Here is a 15,085-nt window from a genome sequence, read left to right on the forward strand (position 1 = left end):
GTTGTTTAAATTCTTCGGTATAGGTTCTTCGTGCTCTTCTTGACATAAAGTGGTTCCTCCCAGTGTGTTTTCTTTTAGTTTACACACCTTATTTTTTATGTCTAGTTTAGTGTAGCCTATCCACGTCGTATTTTTCTTCTGGAAACCATTAACCCAACATCCTTTAAATCATCTTTGATTCTTCTTGCTCCGTAGGAGTTTCGACTACTTGTAAATGATTCAATAACTGCTTTTTCTAAAATAGTCTCTGATTCTTTTCTTTTTACTTCATAGTAATAAGAACTACGAGAAATCTCTAATTTTCGACACATCGCTGATACACTGTAGTTCCCTTTATTTTTTCTACTTTCGTCCGAATATCAGCGCTGCTTGCTTTAAAATATCATTCTCCATTTCAAGCTCTTTATTTCTTTTTCGAAGTTCACGCAATTCTTTTTCTTCAGGAGTTAGGTTATCCTTTTCTTTGAAAGAGCCTGACTGATTGTATTGTTTTACCCATTTGTCGAAGCTTGATGGGGTTAAATCATATTCCCTTACGATGTCTTTTCTTGGTTTACCTGATTTATACAGTTCAACCATTTGTTTCTTAAATGATTCTTTGAATATACGTCGTGGTTTTCTATTCGTTGTCATAAGATAAGCTCCTACTCTGTTTTTTATTAAGTATAGACACCTTATCTTTTTTGTTCAACTAAGTGTAACCTAGTCACATAATAATAAATAAAATAGAAATGGAGCTGATCAATTCCAAATTCATCAGCTCCATAAATAATAATAGTTATCTTTTTATCTTGTAAGTTCTCTAGACCAATCTCATTACTGATAAGAAAATAACTATCGTAATTACAGTCAGCTGCCAGCCATTCAGTTTCTTTGTTAAAAAACTTTCTTTCCATAAAGCGTTGTATAGCTGACATTCAGCAAGAGAACGGACCACCAGCTAAAGAGTCCGACACCTACCTTGTTATCCATTTGAGAAAACACAACAGTAAGAATCAGAAAAAGCAATCCAGCCAGCATTAGCCCGAGGCTTAGAACTTTCTTTTGAAATGGAACATATATTTGAGGTGCTGGAGCTTCATGTCGTTCTGTTTTATTAATAGGTGTCTCTACAGTTCTGGATGTAGGTTCATTTGCAAATGCTGTATGTTTCGTCCTATCTTTTATTAAATAAGAGGTGTTGCAATAATTGCAAACGAAGGAATCGCCTCTTTTTGTCAGCTCATTGCTGCCGCAAGCCTCACAGTATAATTTATCCATATCCATACCAACTTTTCATATTATTTGTTTCCTGGATAGTATACCCTTGGGAAAGTAGGAGAAGCAACTCATTTTTTTGTATGATAAATGAATGATTGCAAATATGAGCATTTTTTGGAGCTGTCAGATAAATGAATGGAGTAGAGCTAAACGCTGAAGCTGATCAAATGCAGAAAGTGTTTAGTGTTTGCCGGATTCAGTCATTTGTTGAGCTTCTTACCTGCAATCATTTGTCTGAGCTGTTCATTTTCTTGTTTGATATGCTGCTTGTAATCAGCATGAAAAATTTGAAAAAGCTGAGCGCAGGCGTGGTACTCCTGGATAATTTTTCGTTTATTTACTGGACTGCTTTGGTCGGAGAAAAACTGTTCGAGAACAGTTAAGGGTTCCTGCCAGGAAGTTAATCTTTCCATTGTTTCCTGCAGAGCAAGGAGATCATGATAGGGGATTGCTTTGATACAGTAGGGCTGATTTTTCATTTTGATTTTCCTTTCTTCTTTTTATATGATGAGATAGATTTTACGTTTTATTTTAGAAATTCGACAATTTTGTCAGATTCTGGCAGAAAAATGTATCATCGTGTAGAAATATTTTGAAAAGTTCGGTACAATAAAAGAGCTGATGCTTTGCATTGGCAAAGGGCAACTTGTTTAGATGGTTACAGCCATTTATTCAGGGCTTTGTTGTTCGGTTGGCGCCGGATGACGAAGTGCCCTTTTTTATTTTTCATAGTTCTGGATATTAAATCAACAGGATAGAAAAAAAGACGATAACAGGAATGTCCTGATACCGTCTTCAACAGTCTGCAAATAAACCTGATTCTGCTTTAGTATGGGAATAGGAGAGCCGTGAATTCTAAGGATGGGAGAATTCCAAGCATACTAAGGAAAATAAGAATTATTTGGACTATTGGCGACTTGCATGGACAGTTACAGCTGTTTCTACAAGGCTTCATTAATCCGGTTGGCGCCGAATCAAGAAGTGCCAATTTTCTATATTTAATTGTTATTAATTTCTATCCTGCATCTTTAGTATAGGTGAAAGAATCGGCGGTTGCAAGGCGAACAAAAATTAAATAACAACGGAGTTTCGGTCCTTTTATATTATAAAGAAAAAATAACAAAAGAAAATTTATTCATTAATAAGGCCTTCGAGTTTCAACGGAAAAATTGAATGAGACAGGAGAAATTTCTATAAGCTCTCTTGGATTAGTGGGGGTTAAAAGCAGCTGCTTTTTCAGACATGTCCTGATTCTCTTTGTTGGTTTCATTTGTATTTTTTCAGATTCTTTATAATAATCATAGAAAGGTATGTTTTATAGTGAAATATATCACAAATAATAAGATAAAAATAAACTAAGAGTTGATACGGACTGTAGAGGGATCAATCTTTAAAAATAAAATGCTGTCTTTTTATTTTTTAGTAAGAAAAAGTGATCATAAGAAAGACAATTTTGTTATACTGTGAGTAGATGGAATAAAAATGGAGGAACGTAAATGTCAGCTAATGAAAAAATTTCTGCAGCTAATTATTTGACTGTAGACAATGTGGACAGATATCGAAAGATTATGAGCTTTTTCTATCAACGACATTTGCAGATGAATGGTTTATTATATCGGCTGGATATTCTGAAAATGATGCAAAATGAGTATGATTTATCTTATTCAAGTCAGGAAATAGATCAGGATCTTCAAAATCTGGTTGATTGGGGAAACATCACGAAGAGACAGGAATTGATTCGACCGAAATCAATTGAGGAATATCGCAATAAGCACTTTCGTTACCAAATTTCAGAAACAGGAATTCTCTTTGAAGAGCTTTTGGTAAAGGTAAGTAAACTGAAAGAAAGTACGCGGGGAGAGCTGGATAAAAATCGATTTGTGCAGTTATTGGATGCTTTAACAGAATTGAAGAATATCTCTGAAGGAGACGGGTTGGAACTTGCCAGAACATGGGAGAAGGTTCGGGAAATCTTTATGAAAATTCAGAAAGATACGTCTGATTACATCGGTTACATTAATAGTAACGAGATTGACAGTCAGATAAAAACAGAAAGTTTTTTGCTGTATAAAGACCAGTTTATCAATTATCTCAGAGAATTTATTATTAAACTTCAGGAGCTGTACTACAAATTAAGACATTCAATTGAAGCGATAGCACCGGAACTTCAAGCGGATATCCGCTTAAGTCTTTATGAAAAAGAAAAACGGACCCCTCATCTTGAAGCGATCGATGCTGAAGAAATTGCTGAACGCTTTAATGGTGAATTATTTGCGCTAACTACCTGGTTTTCCGGAACAAAGGAGCGCGAAAGTGAATATAATTCTTTAATGCGTCAGACAGAGCAGATGATTGCCAAAATGACGGGACTGATCCATTATTTTGGTCAGGAGCTGAAGCAGTATCGCAGTAGAAAAAAAGATTATTTGCAGTTGGCAAACTGGTTCGCAGCAGCGGAAACGTTAGATGAGGGGCATCAAATGTTTGCGGCAATTTTTGGTTTAAGCCATACACGACATATTTTTGTGCCGGAACCAAGTGAAGCTACAGGAAGCAAGGATGACAGCTGGCAGCTTTCACCAGCTGAATTAGTTCTTGGAAAGCGTGGAAGAGGAGGCGGTGGTGAAAGAAAAGCACGGTCGTTTAAATTAAAAAATAAAGAGCAGGAAAAACAGCTTGAAAATTATTTGACTGTTGAAAAAAAGAAAGAAAAACGTGTAAGCAAATATTTTAAAAACGGAAAAATTATTTTCTCAGAACTAACTGATTTAGATAAAGACTCACGAAAAATTTTTTTAAAGTGGATTAGTCAGTCAATAGGGGATTCCCAGCACCTTGTTAATACAGAACTGGGCTTTCCTGTAAAAATAACAATTCATAATGACCGACGAATTAAGATATCCTCTGAAGATGGCGTCCTGGAAATGCCGGAAGTCATTATTGAAAAGGAGGGACAGTAATGGAGCCAGCAGAATACACCCGTGGATTACGTCTGCTTTTTGAAAATTTTTGGATCATTAAAAAAGATATGCCGGCAGAGTATATTTTTCTCAAGCGTCATCAAAAAGCACTTGAAAAGGAAATCTGGCAGCGGTTCGGATTATATCTTGTTGTTCGCCCTCAGTTTATCCAATTATTGAGACGGCCGCACACGCTGGCTTCATGGATGGGGCTTAGTGAATTTACTGATAAAATGGACTATGTTCTTTTTGCTTGTGCTATGGGATATATAGAAGAGCGTGAGCCGGGAACACCTTTTATGTTGAATGAATTGATACAGGAAATCGACCATTTGCTGCCAGAGAACTTATTCGTTGATTGGACTAACTATCAGCATCGGAAAAGCTTGGTTAGAGTATTAAAAAAGATATTGGATTTGAAAGTAATCGAAGATATTCAAGGAACTGCAGATGAGTTTGAAACAAATGTTGACAGCCGGGAAGTGTTGTATATTACGACATCTCAAAGTAGATACTTTTTAGGCAAATCACCAGCCTCTTATCGGGACTATGACACCTTCTCTGCTTTTTGGAAAGACGTTAATCAGTCAAAAGGAATCGAGAAAAATCAGGAGCTGTATCAACGCTTGATGATGGAGCCGGTTATTTTGCGAACGAAGGAAAATGAAGAGCTCTTTATTCGCTTAAGAAATTATAGAAAGTATTTTATGGATTTTGCCGATCAGCAAACTATTTTTCAATTTGAACTGACAAAGGATATGGCCTTGTTCACGACAGAGCAGCGGGATGGTATGGAAGAAGTATTTCCCAGTCGAAAAGTGATTGATGAGCTGCTGATTCAGTTGGCAACAATTTTTCAGAAAAAAGAAAAGTCTGTCGATGAGTATGGGCTGGTACGGCTATCTAGAGGAGAGTGGCTGGAGCTGGTCAAGGAGTCACGAAAAAAATACTTGAATTACTGGTCAAAGGAATTTGAAGAAATGTCTCTTGAGCTTCTTGCAGAAAAATTACTGGTACGGGCTGAAGAATGGCAGTATGTCATTGAACGAAATGATTCTGTAGTAATCACACCGCTCTTTTCAAGAATAGCAGCAGTAATGGAGGAGAATTGAAATGAATGAGGCAACGAATAAATGGCAAATGAATCGTGTGGGATTGTTGAATTTTTGGTATTATCAAAATCAGGTTTTTGACTTTGCTGGTGGGAAAATGCTTTTACGGGGAACAAATGGTTCAGGTAAATCATTAACGATGCAAAGCTTGTTGCCGGTGCTGCTGGATGGTGTAACAGCAGCTGCCCGTTTAGATTCGTTTGGGAGCCGGTCGCGAAGAATGGAGGATTACCTTTTAGGAGAAAAAGGTGTTTCAGATCGGGATGACGGTATTGGTTATTTGTACCTTGAATTGAAGCGAGCTGATCGGGAAGAGTATTTGACCTGCGGGATTGGGATGTCTGCCAAGCGGGGCGGGAAATTGACGAAATGGTTTTTTATACTGGAGGACAATTCTCGAATTGGCACGGATTTTTTTCTTCATACCGAAATTAGAAAAGAGGAGTGGCAGCCCTTATCCCGACGACGATTAATTCATGCGATTGAAGGTCGGGGCCGTGTGTTGGATCGGCAGGGAGAGTACAAGGAGTATATTAATGACCATGTATTTGGTTTTGAAACACTTGAGCAATTTGATGAGCTGATTGCTTTACTGATTAATTTACGCAGTCCCAAGCTGTCAAAGGAATTTCGCCCGACAGTTATTTATGAAATTTTAAAAAATTCCCTGCCTCAGCTGACAGAAGATGATTTGCTTCCGTTATCTCAGACAATTGAGAGTATTGATTCGAATCGAGAGCGTTTGGAAGAACTGGTTCGTGAACAAAAAGATTTGAGGAGCATTACCTTAAGCTATCAAAAATACCGTGATGAACTAGTGGGACAGATAAGCGGAAAATGGCTATCTCTTTCTTCAAATTATAACAAAGAAACGCAGCTGCTGAAAAAAGACAGAACTGAACTGAAGGAAAAGCAAGCCCGTCAACAGGAAATTGGCACACTCATTCAGGAAAAACGGATATCTCTTGAGGTGGCACAAAGAACGATCCAGGAGTTGAGTCACCATGAAGGCTTTCAATTAGTAGAGCGAGGGCATGAGTTGGCAACAAAGATTGAACAACTTGAAATGGATCATTCACAGCTTCAGGAGCAACTGAAAAAGAAACGGCTGAGAGTAGATCAGCAGCAAAGAAAAGTTGCAGAATATCAGAGCAGGCGGGATCAGCTGGAACGAGAAACAGTTGCTTATTTAAGCAGCGGCGAACAATATACAGAACTGCTGAATATGGAACTGCTGCATCAAGAGATGACGAAAAAAATGACAGATGTATTTAGTCAAGCTGATTTCAGCTATTGGCAAAATGAAGTGAAAAAGAAGCGCGAGCACTTTGAAAAGGTACTTGAAACAATGAAGCATACGCAGTTATTAAAAGAACTTTATCAGGAGCGAGATAAAGAATTTGGCGCCTTGCAGCAGCTTATTGATGAACAGCATCGGGATATTCGGCAATGGCAGGATGTACAGGTGCGAGAAATTGAGCGATGGAAGGATTCATTTGATACATGGCGTAAGCAAATTCAGATGGAAATCACTGAAACCAAGTATGGAGAACTGTTATTTAATATTGATCAGTTAGCGGAAGCCCATTCAAAAGAGGAAATAGTTGTTCGCCCGTTATATGAGGAATATCAGCGGAATGTGAAAATTATCGGGCAACAACAGCTTCCTTTAGAGCATAAGCTGAATGAACTTGGAGAAGAAACAGCAGCTGCTGTTTCAGCAATAAAGAGATGGGAAAAAGAAGAAAAGCCATTGCCCGTCAGGTCGGAGGCTAGAAAAATAAATCGAGAAACGCTGAGAGAAAGCAATGCCGTTTGTCTTCCTTTTTTTGAAGCAGTCGATTTCAAAAAGAGTATTTCAGAGCCGCTGAAAAATAAATTAGAAGGGGCATTGGCTTCATCAGGGATTCTGGATTCTCTGATCTCAGCAGATGAATTGATTCTTTCTGATGATTTAAAGCTCACGCCCAATCCTCAATTTTTTCATGCCACATTAGCTGATCATATGGAAGTAATCTCAGATTTGCCAAAGGATATTGAACAATTGACAGCAGATATTTTGCAGACTATTTTAGTGGATGAGGATTTATCGGAAGGAACACCTCAGATATTCACAGATGGGTCCTTTCAAATGACAACCATCAAGGGAGCAGCTGATCCAAACTACCTGGCCTCATTTATTGGTGCTGCCAGCCGTGAACGATACCGACAAGAGCAAATCAAATTGCTTCAGGAGCAAATTGCTGCTGCTGAAGAAAAGAAAGAATTGATTAAAAATCAGCTTCTTCAATTGGAGCAGCAGCGATTGGCGGTTGAAACAGCTTATTTAGAGTATCCTAAAGGGGATGAAGTATATACAGCGTTTGATGAGAAACTTAAGGCTTTGACGAAGCTGGAAACTTATACACATGATGCTGAGTTAAAACAACAGCAGGTCATTCAAGCGAAAAAAGATCTAAGTAAACAGCAGATTTTTGAACAGGAACTAACTTATGGGGATGGGATCAAGCCGACGCTTTCTGCCTATCAGGAGGCATTGAAATATATTGCTGATTATATGGACGATATTGGAGATGCCTATCGTAATTATCAGCAAAAATATGGTATTGAACAGTTTCTTTCTGAGACGCGTCAAAACCTTGCGGACAGCCAAGAGGATGAAAAACATTTGAATCAGGAGTTAATTGATTTATCTAATTCTCTCAGTAAATCAAATGAACTTTTGAAAGCAAACTTAGCACAGCAGAAAATTCAGAATGTCGAAGAATTGCAAAGAGAACTGGAAAAATATAAAAAAGATGAACGTGCACTTTCCAGAACCTTGGAACAGCTGAATCATGAAGACCGGCAGCTGATTGGACTGGTGTCTCAGCTTGCACAGGTTGTATCTGATAAAGAAGGCATAGTAGAAGGATTGAGGATTGAGGAACAAAAATGGCATTCTCTGTTGAAGGCAGAAGCAGGATACAAGAGTGAGGCGCCTGAATTTTTTAAGAAATATGCACAGGAAAAAGCAAGGAAGCTTGATATTGAACAGCTGCGTAAACAGGAGCAGGACTTTGATCGAAATTATACAATTGCAGGAGATCAGTTGAGAGAATACAATCCCAAAATTATTCAGGAACGCTCGATCCCTTTGAATACGGAAGAAGAACACAAGGAATTAGAGACGGACTGGCAAATGTATAACTTTCAAAAAAGACTTGTTTTTGAACTGGAGGAAGAAATACAAACGCCCTTTGAACTGCAGGAAATTTTACTGGAGCAATCTGACAGGCTTCAACTTTATTTGAAAAAAGAAGATGAAGATCTATTTAAGCAAATTATTTTTGATTCAGTAGGGAAGGTGCTGCGAGGATTAATCGAAAATGCATTTAAATGGATTGAAAAAATGAACCGACTGTTATTGGACCAGAAAAATTCCTCTGGATTATCTTTGTCGATTCGCTGGAAAGAGCTTCAGGGAGATTCAGCAGAGGAACTGGATACAAGAGATTTGCTTCAGTTGTTGAGAAAGGATCCTGTAACCCTTTCAGAAGCAGATATAGCATCAATTGTTACCCATTTTCAAGCCAAAATAAGTCTGGCAAAGGATATGTTGGAGCTGGAGGAGGCAACGGATGATTCTTTATATAATGCAGTGAAAAATGTATTGGATTATCGTAATTGGTTTGATTTTGAATTAAAATATAAACGAGCCAATAAAGGGTTTCAGTGGCAGCCGTTAACGGATAACCGCTTCTTTATTTTTAGCGGAGGAGAAAAGGCTGTAGCGATGTATTTGCCTCTGTTTGCCTCAGTATACTCCCGCTACCAGGAAGCTTCAGAAAATGCACCCTATATCATTACCTTAGACGAAGCATTTGCTGGAATTGATGATTTGAATATTTCAGAGCTTTTTAAAGCCTGTGAGGAATTAGGTTTTAATTATGTAATGAATTCTCAGTCACTTTATGGAGAGTACAGCACAGTTTCTCAGTTAATGACGTATGAATTAGTCCGTCCGTTGAATGCCTCCGTCGTTTCTACTGTAAAATACTACTGGAATGGAAATAAAAAGGTTATGATACTGGAGGGAAATGAGTGGAGCAGCGTTTAAAAGAAGCGAAAGCTTATTTTGTAGATGAAGTCTTTCAATTGTTGGCTCAAAAGTTAGAGAAGAATTATTATCAACAAGGGACTTTTGGGAAAACTATTGGCAAAAAAGAATTTTTAACAGTGGATATGTCTCCGCTGATTCGTTTTTTGGGAATTCCTGATCATGAATGGATAAAGAAGAAACGTCTGTCTATTAAAACACTAGAGAACAGCCTGCTAAGCAGCCGCTTTCAGCTTTCAATAGTGGAGTTTGTTACATTGCTTTCTGGAAATGACCTGTTTACAAAAGAAGAGGAACAGGCTCAAAAGGAGTCTGCCTATTTAGAATTCTTAAAAGCGGTCAATCAAATTTCGCCTGTATTTAAAGAATATCTTGATGAGAAGCAATTAAAAAGCTGGCATCAAATGGTTCCCAAAAATAACTTGACAGCTTTTAAAAATGTTAGCCTGGCATTGAATAATATTCCAGCAGTCTTTACACGGTTGCCGGTATTTGCTTATAAAATGACTGGTGATCCACATGCGTTTGATGAGACGCAGCAATCAGGACGCCTGTTGTTACAGATGCTGGGGAAAATGTATCCGGAGGCAAGTTGCTTAGCTGAAAAGAGAGAGCTGTCAAAAACGGAACAATTCAATGAATTGTTAACAAAGGTCTTCCTGTTGCGAGATGATATTATGAACTTTGTTGCCGTCAACGGTTTAATAGGGAATGACAGGAAAGGTCAAAATATCATGTGGCTTGAGGCAGTTAAGAGGCACAGCTCGTGGAATGTTCCATTGAAGGAGCTATTGGAAATGCAGCAAATTTTTCCTGCATTTGGCAATTATGTTGTAGTAATTGAAAATTCAGGGGTTTATTCTATTTTGCTTGACCGTTTTCCTGAGCTGCCAATGATCTGTTCGAATGGTCAGTTCCGTTATTCCGTTTGGGTGCTGCTGCGTAAATTAATTGATAGTGGCGTCACTCTATATTATTCAGGGGATATGGATCCGGATGGCTTGTTGATGGCAGACAAGCTTCTTCAGATATTTCCTTCTCAAGTTCAGCTGCTGGCTATGAAAGAATCACTGTTTCATAAAGCAGCAGTAAAACGGTCGTATGATCCTAAAATAGTGAAGAAACTGCGACAATTGAAATCCTCTGAATTAATTCAGCTTAAACCGTTCATTGAATCAGGAAAAATTGCCTATCAGGAAGGGTATATTCAGGAATTGATCGAAGAAATTAACCATTTATACAAGGGAAGCTTTTAAGCACTTGTTTTGAAAAGAAATATAAAAAATATTATTAGGATAGAACCTGTCTGAAACCACTAGTGGTGAATAGTTTCTCTGCTTTTATACAACTTGTTTTGTTTAAAGAAATGATGAACAGATTCACTGACAGAGTTCTCAGACCTATCTTAGTATGTTGAAAGGAAGCTGCTTATATGAAAATTGGATTTATTGGAACAGGAAACATGGCAGGTGCAATCGTACAGGGAATTGTTGCCCAAAATTTTGTAAAAGGAGAAGAGGTTTATCTCTTTGATATTCTGACAGACAAGGTTCAGGAGCTTGGCTGTCAGATTTCTGGAAATATCTGCTCTTCAGCAGCGGATGTTATCAAGCAGGCAGACGCAATTGTTCTTTCTGTAAAGCCGAATATTATTCAAAAGGTCATGGAAGAGACAAAGACAATTTTGCTGGATAAAAAACCGTTGCTGATTTCAATTGCTGCTGGAACAACTTTAGATAAATTAGCCGGACTTGCCGGAACAAATGATTTGCCGATTGTTCGTGTGATGCCCAATGTCAATGCAATGATCGGAATGGGTGCAGCTGCTGTAACCGGTAATGAGACTGCATCCAAAGAGCAGGTTCAGTATGTTGTGGATTTGTTTAATGCAGTCGGAAAAGCTTGGGAAGTAGACGAAAAAGATTTCTCTGCCTACACTGCGTTGGCAGGAAGCTCTCCGGCCTATGCGTATCTGTTTATTGACAGCTTGGCTCGTGCTGGTGTTAAGCATGGATTGACAAAGGATAAAGCATTGGAATATGCAGCACAGGCTGTATTGGGCAGTGCGCAGATGATTATGGAGTCAAAAGAAAATCCATGGACCCTGATTGATAGAGTTTGTTCTCCTGGCGGTACGACGGTTGCCGGATTGCTGGCTTTGGAAGAAGAAGCATTCATCTCAACCATTGTGAAGGGAATTGATGCAACCGTAGCCAGAGATGAAGAAATGAAAAAAATGTGAATTTCAACAAAACATGATGGGCGAATCTGAAAACAACGGAGGAAATAGGTTCGCTCCCACGCATCACTGAATTCTCAGCCCATGTTAGGGGGACATACAAGACGTGCCAACGCTTTTCTAAATAGACGCGTTTGTAGGAAGAATCGAATAAGGTGAGGCTTGTAGATACAAGGATTTTCTGTAGTAAACATCCATTTAGTATAATTGCCAATCCCACTTTTGTAGGAACATTTAGTGGGATGTATGATTCGTTCCTCATAAGTAAAAAAGGAAAAGTTTCAGATGTATGCTTAGACACTGCTTCATATTCAGAGAAAAGTTTTTGAATTTTTTCTTTCCCGTATTAGCCAAATCAATAACCTGCAGCATTTCGTCAATCATTGAATAATCATGAATCCCTTTCTGGATACAGATGATTTTCATGTTTTCGTAAGCAGACAGCTTTGCGTAGCCAGCTTTTTTTACTTTTTCCCATTAAGATGATTTTGCCGCCGGATTCTCTGGAAAGACCAGTAATTCGTTTCATAAGCATTGTTTTTCCTGAATCGTTACATTCAATTTAATCTATAATTATCTCCTTTTTTGATTGTTGATGAGACAGTCCTCAATGCATGCTCTTTTCCTAAGCGTTTCGATTCATTTTTTAATGAGTAAGATAGGCTCATTTATAGTTATTCGCTCTTTCTTGTACTGTATTTTATGAATGTCTACTCTTTTTTTGGAGTTGCTCCGTTTCTTTCAATATCTTTCCTGTACCAGCTGTTTCTTAACCAATTCTTAAATCATCAATAAAATGGGTTCACAGAACATAGGAAGAAAAAATTCAATGTTCATTTTTCGGAAGCGTCCCCAAATAGGAAGAGGTATACTAACTAAGTGTAATAAAGGATTCAGTATTAATTCAGCATCAATCACAAAAGTCAGCTATTCTATTTTTTCGGCAACAGTACAATATAGAAGGAAAAAGCAAAGGCAGAGAAGCTGAATGGAAAAAGGAAGAAGGAATTTAGATGATTACCGAAGAAGCAGTAAGAAAAGAATTTTATCAGGCGCTGCTTGAACGAAAAACAGAATATGATGGGATTTTTTTCGCGGGAATTAAAACGACAGGTGTTTTCTGTCATGCCACTTGTCCAGCACGCAAACCTAAATATGACAACTGTCAGTTTTATGAAACAGCAGAAGAAGCACTTTTGTCAGGCTTCAGACCTTGTAAACGGTGCAGGCCATTATCATTTCCTCGTGAGATCCCTGAAACGGTTCAGAAAATGGTGGATTTGGTAGAAGCCCAGCCGGAAAAGCGTTGGAAGGACAGCGATTTTTCAGCACTTGGGATTCACGCTGCGACAGCCAGAAGACAATTTAAAAAGGTGTATGGAATGACATTTGTACAATATGCCAGAGCAAGAAGGATGGGGATCGCAATGAAAACAATCAAGAATGGCGAAAAAATTATAGATACACAACTGGATATGGGCTATGAGTCCACCAGCGGATTTCATGATGCATTTACAAAAATTATGGGAAGAAAACCTGTTCTTTCGAAGGCAATGAAAGTATTGTATGCAGATTGGGTGGATACTGTTTTAGGTCCGATGATGAGTATAGCGGATGATGAATTTCTTTACTTATTGGAGTTTGTCGATCGCCGCGGCTTGGAACGGGAAATTGAACGGTTGAGAAACCGGCTCAGTGCCCAGATCATTCCAGGAAAAACAGCGGTCTCAGAGCAAATCAAAAGAGAGCTGGATTTGTACTTTAAAGGAGTGCTGACAACATTTAAAACACCCATCACTTTAATGGGATCAGATTTTCAAAAAGATGTCTGGCATCAGTTGCAGTTGATTGAACCAGGGCAAACCTCGACGTATAAGGAGCTGGCAGAAAAAATAGATAACCCTAAAGCTATTCGAGCAGTGGGGACTGCGAATGGAGCGAATCAGCTGGCAATTATCATTCCCTGCCATCGGGTGATTCAAACCGGAGGGGGGCTTGGCGGATATGCTGGTGGGCTGGAAAGAAAACGCTGGCTGTTGAATCATGAAAGGAAGAACAGAATGAAGTAAATTTATGTAGGGATAAGCGGATAAATGAATCTTTCAGAAAACTTTGGAAGGTTCGTTTTATTTTTCTGTTCGTCATATAAAAAATAGCTTAGAAGTTTTTCAAGTTTTCAAGATAATAAGCAATTGTAAGCAGCTTTGTTTATTTCAACGTTTTAATATGTCAAGATACGATGCGTAAAAGCAATTTAAAAGTAAATTTTATACTCTGGCATACAGCTTTTCTTACAGTTGAATTGTTATTTAAATTTTGAGCTTTTTGTTTGGATTCATTCGTATTACATGATATAATTTTTTCGATTAAAGAAAGGGAGAATAGAAATATGTTATCAAAAAAATTAGCATTAGTAGGTTTAGCAGGAGTAGCAACTTTGGTATTGGGAGCATGTGGAGCAGATAATGATACTTCAAGCGACTCAACATCAACTTCAGAAACAACAGAAGTAAGCTCAACAAGCAGCAGTGCAGAGGTGGTTTCAACTGCTTCAATCAGTGATGATCCTGCAGTATTGGAAGCAGCATTGTCAGCAGACGGCAACTGGCTTATCGCAGCAACAAGTGATGTAACCTTTGAGTCTGATGTAACAGTTGCCGGAGAATTCCATGATAAAGGGGAAGAAAGCGGCGACATCTACAGAAAACTGGCATTGTATTCTCAAGATGCAGATCGTAATGTGACTGCAGAATACACAATTACAGTTCCAACATTGACTGTAGAATCTGAAAACTTCAATATCGTTCACGGTACAGTGAAAGGTGATATCGTTGTTAAAGCAAATGGCTTTGTTTTAGACGGAGCAACAGTTGAAGGTAACGTTGTGTTTGAAACACAAGAATATCAAGATTCAGCAGACGTAACTAAAAATGATTCATCTGTAACAGGAACAGTGACAGTCAGCGAATAATTTTATTTGAGAGATTGTTAATAGCAGTAATTTAAAAAAGATGGGAGATAACTCTAAGAGTCTTCTCTTATCTTTTTTTACGTTTAAGCGGAGAGTGTAAAAAAATCGTGTAAGTAACCCCTATCCTGGGAATGAGGTTGCTTTACGATGCAATAAAGGAGAGAGGGGATGAATCCATGGCGAAAAAGAAACAGAATCATGTCCCCGTAAAGCTGGCTGAATCCATTCTGAATGTTTACAAATCTTACCAACCTGAATCCGTTGAGGATATGCAGGAAACACTAAAAGACACGTTTTGTCCGTTGTTTGAAAAGATACTGCTGGGAGAGCTAACGAAGTACTTAGGCTATGACACTCATTTAAAATAAGACAAAGAACACGGAAATCAACGCAATGGTTATGAAAATAAGGTGCTTAAAACTAGTTTTGGTGAAATGTCTGGAA

The 15,085-nt window shown here is 38.3% G+C and carries 9 protein-coding genes and 2 pseudogenes; 9 read left to right on the plus strand and 2 right to left on the minus strand.

Annotation, left to right across the window (positions count from 1 at the left end):
- Positions 1 to 122: 122 nt before the first annotated feature.
- Together LI954_RS08780 and LI954_RS08785 are read right to left on the minus strand one after the other, a co-directional pair.
- A pseudogene (locus LI954_RS08780) lies at positions 123 to 633 on the minus strand (transposase); the annotation flags it as partial.
- Positions 634 to 876: 243 nt separating this feature from the next.
- Positions 877 to 1,260: a hypothetical protein gene (locus LI954_RS08785; RefSeq protein WP_229444255.1), complete on the minus strand. Its 384-nt coding sequence runs from the start codon at positions 1,258 to 1,260 to the stop codon at positions 877 to 879.
- A gap of 131 nt (positions 1,261 to 1,391) precedes the next feature.
- Between LI954_RS08785 and LI954_RS08790 the strand changes: the two genes are divergently transcribed.
- The 9 genes and pseudogenes from LI954_RS08790 to LI954_RS08830 all read left to right on the plus strand — a co-directional run.
- Positions 1,392 to 1,643, plus strand: coding sequence for a hypothetical protein (locus LI954_RS08790; protein ID WP_202068164.1), 252 nt, complete (start codon positions 1,392 to 1,394; stop codon positions 1,641 to 1,643).
- A gap of 1,113 nt (positions 1,644 to 2,756) precedes the next feature.
- Complete coding sequence (locus tag LI954_RS08795) at positions 2,757 to 4,220, plus strand: TIGR02677 family protein (protein ID WP_202068166.1); 1,464 nt, start codon at positions 2,757 to 2,759, stop codon at positions 4,218 to 4,220.
- Complete coding sequence (locus LI954_RS08800; protein WP_229444257.1) at positions 4,220 to 5,332, plus strand: TIGR02678 family protein; 1,113 nt, start codon at positions 4,220 to 4,222, stop codon at positions 5,330 to 5,332. Before LI954_RS08795 ends, LI954_RS08800 begins: the two co-directional genes overlap by 1 nt.
- Before the next feature lies 1 nt (position 5,333).
- Entirely contained in the window at positions 5,334 to 9,431 is a 4,098-nt protein-coding gene (locus LI954_RS08805) for a TIGR02680 family protein (protein ID WP_229444259.1), read from the plus strand.
- Entirely contained in the window at positions 9,416 to 10,687 is a 1,272-nt protein-coding gene (locus tag LI954_RS08810) for a TIGR02679 domain-containing protein (RefSeq protein ID WP_229444261.1), read from the plus strand. Before LI954_RS08805 ends, LI954_RS08810 begins: the two co-directional genes overlap by 16 nt.
- Positions 10,688 to 10,863: 176 nt before the next feature.
- The gene (proC, locus tag LI954_RS08815; RefSeq protein ID WP_202068170.1) at positions 10,864 to 11,673 is read left to right on the plus strand and encodes a pyrroline-5-carboxylate reductase; all 810 of its coding nucleotides are present in this window, start codon (positions 10,864 to 10,866) and stop codon (positions 11,671 to 11,673) included.
- A 1,010-nt stretch (positions 11,674 to 12,683) separates the two neighbouring features.
- Positions 12,684 to 13,739, plus strand: a complete 1,056-nt coding sequence (locus tag LI954_RS08820; RefSeq protein WP_202068171.1) for a bifunctional transcriptional activator/DNA repair enzyme AdaA — start codon at positions 12,684 to 12,686, stop codon at positions 13,737 to 13,739.
- A gap of 320 nt (positions 13,740 to 14,059) precedes the next feature.
- Positions 14,060 to 14,641, plus strand: coding sequence for a polymer-forming cytoskeletal protein (locus LI954_RS08825; protein ID WP_229444263.1), 582 nt, complete (start codon positions 14,060 to 14,062; stop codon positions 14,639 to 14,641).
- A 176-nt stretch (positions 14,642 to 14,817) separates the two neighbouring features.
- Positions 14,818 to 15,078: pseudogene (locus tag LI954_RS08830) on the plus strand (transposase); the annotation flags it as partial.
- Between the last annotated feature and the right edge of the window lie 7 nt (positions 15,079 to 15,085).

The organism is Enterococcus sp. CWB-B31 (assembly GCF_020567645.1).
GTDB lineage: Bacteria > Bacillota > Bacilli > Lactobacillales > Enterococcaceae > Enterococcus_L.